The 7,428-nt window shown below is 38.0% G+C and carries 3 protein-coding genes; all 3 read left to right on the top strand.

The window, feature by feature from the left end:
• The first annotated feature begins 150 nt into the window (after nucleotides 1-150).
• The 3 genes from focA (at nucleotide 151) to ltrA (ending at nucleotide 6,584) form a co-directional block, all read left to right on the top strand.
• Nucleotides 151-999, top strand: coding sequence for a formate transporter FocA (focA, locus tag A9G30_RS02405; RefSeq protein ID WP_081295569.1), 849 nt, complete (start codon nucleotides 151-153; stop codon nucleotides 997-999).
• Between the two features lie 68 nt (nucleotides 1,000-1,067).
• Complete coding sequence (gene pflB / locus A9G30_RS02410) at nucleotides 1,068-3,350, top strand: formate C-acetyltransferase (RefSeq protein ID WP_065587923.1); 2,283 nt, start codon at nucleotides 1,068-1,070, stop codon at nucleotides 3,348-3,350.
• Between the two features lie 1,506 nt (nucleotides 3,351-4,856).
• On the top strand, nucleotides 4,857-6,584 hold the full coding sequence (gene ltrA, locus A9G30_RS02415; protein WP_081295570.1) for a group II intron reverse transcriptase/maturase: 1,728 nt from the start codon (nucleotides 4,857-4,859) through the stop codon (nucleotides 6,582-6,584).
• The last annotated feature ends 844 nt before the right edge of the window (nucleotides 6,585-7,428 follow it).

Below are 7,428 nucleotides of genomic sequence, written 5' to 3' on the forward strand. Positions count from 1 at the left end.
AATTTACTATTTTTTTACTATAGCCAATATCTTTAATAAACAACGTTTTTTGAGCTTTAAATTATTTTTAATAAAAAAAAACGTGATCTGCGTCAAATTTTGAGTATACTATGCCTCTCATAAAACCCTAGTTTTTTTGAGGATGTTAGTTTGAGTACCAATAAACTTGTGGATTCATATTCTCCCGCACAAATGACCCAAATTGCTGAAGACCTTGGCAATTATAAAGTAAACAAACACCCATGTAGTACGATTTTATCCGCAATGCTTGCTGGTGTTTATATCTCTATCGCTTTTGTATTTTATATTACCGTAACAACTGGAACAGCAACCGTTGCTTTTGGTTTGGCAAAATTAGTCGGCGGTATTTGTTTCTCTTTAGGTCTTATGCTTGTTGTTTGTTGTGGTTCTGACTTATTTACTTCAACAGTATTGACCATTTTACCTAAAATGACCCATAAAATTGGCTGGACTAAAATGATTCGTAATTGGATTTTAGTCTATATCGGTAACTTTATTGGTGCTATACTGTTTGTCACAGTTATTTGGTTTTCTGGCCAGTATATGGTAGCCAATGGTTTGTGGGGACTAAATATTTTACAAACCGCTGATCATAAATTACATCACACCTTTATTGAGGCTGTATGTCTTGGCTTTCTAGCTAATCTAATGGTCTGTTTAGCCGCCTGGTTGAGTTATGCTGGTCGTAGTTTACTTGATAAAATGCTAATTATGGTTTTACCTGTTGCGATGTTTGTCGCCAGCGGTTTTGAGCATAGTATTGCAAATATGTTTATGATTCCTATGGGCATTGTCATTAACAATTTTGCATCCCCTGAGTTTTGGCAAGCTACTGGTGTGTCGGCAGATACATTTAAAGAGTTAACTGTATCGCATTTTGTATTTAAAAATTTAATTCCTGTAACAATTGGGAATATTTTAGGTGGTTTAGCTGTTGCACTACCTTATTGGGCTTTATATTTACGTAAGCCACATTGATTTTATGATATTTATCCTCATATATAAAAGGATGAATAGATATTTTTGTAAACCTGAGGTGAAAAACTATGAGTAATTTAAACGAAGTACAAGCTGTTGCTTGGAAAGGATTTAAAGATGGTGATTGGCAAAATAATGTTAATGTCCGCGATTTTATTCAAAAGAACTACACGCCATACGAGGGTGATGAGTCTTTCTTAGCTGGCGCGACAGAAGCTACAACTAAGTTATGGGCTAAAGTAATGGAAGGCATCAAAGTTGAAAATGCTACCCATGCCCCTGTGGATTTTGATACAAGTGTTATTTCGACAATTACTGCTCATGATGCAGGTTATATTGAAAAAGATTTAGAAAAAATTGTTGGCTTACAAACTGAAAAACCATTAAAACGTGCAATTATTCCGTTTGGTGGTATCAAAATGATCGAGAATTCTTGCAAAGCTTATAACAGAACGCTTGATCCTTTAGTCAAAAAAATCTTTACTGAATATCGTAAAACTCATAACCAAGGTGTTTTCGATATCTATACTCCAGATATTCTTCGTTGTCGTAAATCAGGTGTTATTACTGGCCTTCCTGATGCTTATGGTCGTGGTCGTATTATTGGTGACTACCGTCGTGTTGCGCTTTACGGTATCGACTACTTAATGCAAGATAAATTTGCACAATTTAATTCACTTCAAGCTGATTTCGAAAACGGTGTTGATCTCCCAATGATTATGCAACGTCGTGAAGAAATTGCTGAACAGCATCGTGCACTTGGCCAAATTAAAGAAATGGCAGCCAAATACGGCTTCGATATTTCTGCTCCAGCAAAAACTGCACAAGAAGCAGTTCAATGGACATACTTTGGTTATTTAGCTGCGGTTAAATCACAAAATGGTGCGGCAATGTCATTAGGTCGTACTTCGACTTTCTTTGATATTTACTTCCAACGTGATCTTGCTGCTGGTTTAATTACTGAAAAAGATGCGCAAGAAATTGTTGACCATTTTGTTATGAAGCTACGTATGGTTCGTTTTTTACGTACGCCTGAATATGATGAATTATTCTCAGGCGATCCAATTTGGGCAACTGAATCTATCGCTGGTATGGGGGTTGATGGTCGTACTTTAGTAACTAAGACTTCTTTCCGTTTCTTAAACACTTTATACACAATGGGTCCATCGCCTGAACCTAACATGACAATCCTTTGGTCTGAACAATTACCAAGTGGATTCAAAGAGTTTGCATCAAAAGTATCAATTGACACATCATCATTACAATATGAAAACGATGACTTGATGCGTCCTGACTTTAATAACGATGACTACGCGATTGCATGTTGTGTAAGCCCAATGATCGTTGGTAAACAAATGCAATTCTTTGGTGCGCGTGCAAACCTTGCTAAAACACTTCTATACGCAATCAACGGCGGTGTGGATGAAAAATTAAAAATGCAAGTCGGTCCTAAAGAAGATCCAATTATGGATGAATATTTAGATTTCGATACAGTATTTGCTCGTTTAGACCACTTTATGGATTGGTTAGCAAAACAATACGTAACAGCATTAAATGCAATTCACTATATGCACGATAAATACAGCTACGAAGCATCATTAATGGCATTACATGATCGTGATGTTATTCGTACTATGGCATGTGGTATTGCGGGTCTTTCTGTTGCTGCTGACTCACTTTCTGCGATTAAATACGCTAAAGTAAAAACAGTTCGTGATGAAGATGGTTTAGCGACTGACTTCGAAATTGAAGGTGAATACCCACAATTTGGTAACAATGACCCACGAGTTGATGACATTGCTGTTGATTTAGTTGAACGTTTTATGAAGAAAATTCAAAAACTTAAAACTTATCGTAATGCAATTCCAACACAATCTGTACTTACAATTACATCAAACGTTGTATATGGTAAGAAAACAGGTAACACACCAGATGGACGTCGTGCAGGAGCGCCGTTTGGACCAGGTGCTAACCCAATGCACGGACGTGACCAAAAAGGTGCTGTGGCTTCATTAACTTCTGTTGCTAAACTACCATTTGCTTACGCTAAAGACGGTATTTCTTATACTTTCTCTATCGTTCCAAATGCATTAGGTAAAGATGATGAAGTACGTAAACGCAACCTTGCTGGCTTAATGGATGGTTACTTCCACCATGAAGCAACAATTGAAGGTGGACAACATTTAAATGTTAACGTATTAAACCGTGAAACATTATTAGATGCGATGGAAAACCCTGAAAAATATCCACAATTAACAATTCGTGTTTCTGGGTATGCAGTACGTTTCAATTCATTAACTAAAGAACAACAAAAAGACGTAATTAGCCGTACATTTACGCAATCTATGTAAGTGCGACAAGCAGCACTAAATACTTGATTTTTATGAAGTTTTTGTAAAAATCAAGTAAGATAAAAGGCGGAAATGAAATACTTTCCCCTTTTATCGGTAGATAAGCGCGAAGATGAAATATTCTTTCCTTATTTACAAGCTTGTAAACTCCTCGAGGGAGCCTTCATACTCCCGAAAGGGAGATAATACAGAAAGCGTTATAGAGATAACCTTTCAACCCGTATACAAGAGGGGACGTATTCTTGTAAGCCCTTTGTAAGGTATAAACCTTACCAGTCCAGAGTTGAACTATATACAACTACATGATGAGCCGAAGATATAGCTGACATCAAAACTTCGCCATGAAGTAAACTGGAGCCTTTTGAGAGTCCTACACTCTCCAGTCATAGTTGGACTATACACAACTACAAGGCGAGCAATAAAACGATTGCCGACGTCTCTTTTTAACTAATAAGATACGACTTAATGTCCAGGGTTTATTCAAAACCACAGGGTAAAACATTAAGAAAGTAATTACAATATAGACAAAGTGATTAGTCGCAACATTAATCAACACAATATTGAAGTTAAGCGTAATACTAACTTTAAGGTTGATAATGAAGGGGCAATGGAAAATCATGTCTACAATATATTATTGGTAAAATATCAGGTGTAAGAGCCTACTTATTTCACTCGAGCAGTTATATAAGCAGTGCGTAAGCTGTTATTATCATTGTTGAATCAATCGTACTTATAGGAAACAAGCATGATGAATAGACAACCTGTTATATGACTAACAGTAACCTAGGGATAGTGCGAGACGGGTAACGGTCTGGTGCGGAGCTTCCCGACAATGTACCCCCTTGAGGAATAGCAAGGTTAATGTTTATCGTGAGGTAACGTTAAGTAATGACAAGTAGCATGTCATGAGGGGCTAGGCTAAATAGAAAGATGAACGTAAGTGAATTGTTGATAAACGCCGTGAATTGCAAAGAGCTTAAGCTACTGACAAGCTCTAACCAAAATGGTACATAGTGGGTTATCCTTCTTTACATTGGGGATACGTCATCATAAACACTATCGGCGAACAGACAACATCTTAACTATTTGTGTGATAATAATGGAACTTGGTAAGCCTGTATTTCCGCCTTAGGGCAGGTAAAGCGCAAGCGATACTGTTGGGAGTGCAGGTAAAGGAGGTTAGAGAAAGCGAATGATTGGCTGTAATGGCTGATATAGGGTATGAAATATGACCTAACTCGAAAGGGTGCAGACTTCTAACTGGTCTTTCATCGTAAGATGTTGGCTAATCCTTTTGTGGTCATTTCTTCGGGAATGATTGGGTGAGGAAAGGAAACAGGCAAGTGAAAACAAGCCCATTTCCCTACTCTAACAATTCACCATGTGACAGAGAAGTAGAATTTTATTTGGTCATTTGAATAATTCTTCTTCCCGTTCATGAACGAAGAAATTATTCACACCAAACCAAGTAGATTTCTGCTTATTTCTGTTACTACAGGAGTAAGTATGAAAGAGTACACTAAGGTTAACAAAAAAGTTAAAAGTAGTCCAGCTCCAGCGACTCCTGACATGAATGAGCTATGGCACAATATAGATTGGGTCAAAGCAACAAAACATGTTAAGGGATTGCAGGTACGGATTGCGAAGGCAACAATTGAAGGTGACTACCGTAAGGTTAAACGCTTACAAAGGTTACTAACACGCTCAACGTACGCCAAACAATTGGCAGTACGAAGGGTGACGGAAAACAGAGGTAAAAGAACGGCAGGCGTTGACAAAGTAACATGGTCAACACCAAAGAGTAAATGGGAAGCGATTGCAACGCTGACAAGTAAAGGATATAGACCGAAGCCATTAAAGCGGGTTTATATTCCGAAATCGGATGGAAAGAAGCGCCCATTAGGCATTCCGACCATGAAAGATAGAGCAATGCAAGCGCTATACTTATTTGCTTTACAGCCTGTTGCTGAAACTACAGCAGATAAAAACTCGTATGGATTTCGCATCAATCGCTCAACGGCGGACGCGATAAGCCACGTGCATAAGATATTCTCACGCAAAGGGAGTCAAATGAGACAAACGGCGCAATGGGTATTGGGTGCCGATATACAGGGTTGTTTTGACCATATAAGCCATGATTGGTTAATAGCGAATATACCGATGAATAAGCGGATATTAGCAAAATGGTTAAAATCGGGCGTAGTGGACATGGGGCAGGTCAAGCGGACGGAGGAAGGTACACCACAAGGGGGTATTATTTCACCGACTTTGGCGAATATGGCACTGGATGGCATGGACGGACTATTAACGAAACACTTCGGTGTAATAGGAAATAGACAACGGCGAGCCAATAAGGTGTATATGGTTCGATATGCGGATGATTTTATTATATCTGGAAGTTCGAAAGAATTACTGGAAAATGAAGTTATACCAGTAATGCGTGAATTTTTGAAAGAGAGAGGACTAACCTTATCTGAAAGAAAGACGCGCATTGTTAATATCGAGCAAGGATTTGATTTCTTAGGGTGGACAGTAAAATCATTTAAAGGCAAATTGTTGATAAAACCGAGTAAAAAGAATGTGAAAGCATTTTATCGCAAGGTAAAAGAGACAATAAGCGCAATGAAGATGGTTAAGCAAGACATACTGATAGCAAAATTAAATCCAATGTTAAGGGGATGGGCTAACTATCACCGTAGCATTGTCGCTAAAGAAGCGTACAGTAAAGTAGACCATTTAGTCTGGCGAGCGATTTGGCGATGGTGTTGTCGAAGACACAGTAACAGACGGAAACGATTTGTAAAAGAGAAATATTTTACAAGGATACAAAGCAGGGACTGGATATTTGGTACACATACAACGAATCGGCACGGCGAAAAGATATGGATGGAATTACTGCTGTGCAGTAAAACAGAAATTAAACGTCATGTAAAGGTGAAATCGGAATACAATCCGTTTCTACCTGAATGGGAATTATACGGCGAAACGCTATACCAAAAACGGATGTACGAAGATTATTCGCACAGAAGTCAATGGCAAAGGCTGTATAAAGAACAAAAAGGGCGTTGTGGATTATGTCAGTTACCTATCACAAAAGAGACAGGTTGGCATGACCATCATATTATATACCGTGTACATGGGGGAGATAATAAGCTGGAAAACAGAATATTATTACACCCTGTATGTCATACTAAAGTTCATGCGCTAAAGTTAGACGTATTGAAACCGACTTAGCAATAAGTTAATAGAAAGGCTTGAGCTGTATGCGGAGAAATTCGCTCGTACAGTTCTTAGGGGGCGGCGACACAGTAATGTGTCGTTGCTACCCGACGTGCGACAAGGGCGCACTTATGACACCTAACTTATTGATTTTATTCAATAAAGTTAGGTGGGCTATTAAAGTGAATAACTTTAATTAGCTACCCTTCACAATATCTGAGTAGGACGTTACACATGTCCGAAAGGATATTGTGTAACCTATATTCGGTAAAGAATAATTTTTTAGTCTGTGAGAGACAAATCTCATATATTTAAAGAACTAATTCTTTGGACAATTCAATTAATCATATCTGATATTCTGGAATTTCCAAGGTATTCAATAAGAAATTATTGAGTTGACCAAGGAAACGAAAGAACCCATCAGCATATAGTTTAAGCTAGAATTGACCTATTGTGAAGTTAAATAAGTGCACAAGCTGTTATTATCATTGTTGGCATATTTTATAGGCACTATGTTATATAAAATATGAGTCAACCTGTTATATGACTAACAGTAGCCTAGGGATAGTGCGAGACTGGCAACGGTCTGGTGCGGAGCTTCCTGACAATGTACCCCCTTGAGGAATAGCAAGGTTAATGTTTATCGTGAGGTAACGTTAAGTAATGACAAGTAGCATGTCATGAGGGGCTAGGCTAAATAGAAAGATGAACGTAAGTGAATTGTTGATAAACGCCGTGAATTGCAAAGAGCTTAAGCTACTGACAAGCTCTGGTATGTCCACACTTTTTAGTACCAAAAAGATAAAGTCATAGATTCATTTTATATTCAATGGGTGACTGGTAATTTAAAGACGAATGA

The organism is Gilliamella sp. Fer4-1 (genome assembly GCF_001690515.1).
In the GTDB taxonomy this organism is placed as follows: domain Bacteria; phylum Pseudomonadota; class Gammaproteobacteria; order Enterobacterales; family Orbaceae; genus Gilliamella; species Gilliamella apicola_C.

Coding starts and splice junctions, on each gene's coding strand:
- pflB (WP_065587923.1), top strand. CDS start 1,068: ATGAGTAATTTAAACGAAGTACAAGCTGTTGCTTGGAAAGGATTTAAA.
- ltrA (WP_081295570.1), top strand. CDS start 4,857: ATGAAAGAGTACACTAAGGTTAACAAAAAAGTTAAAAGTAGTCCAGCT.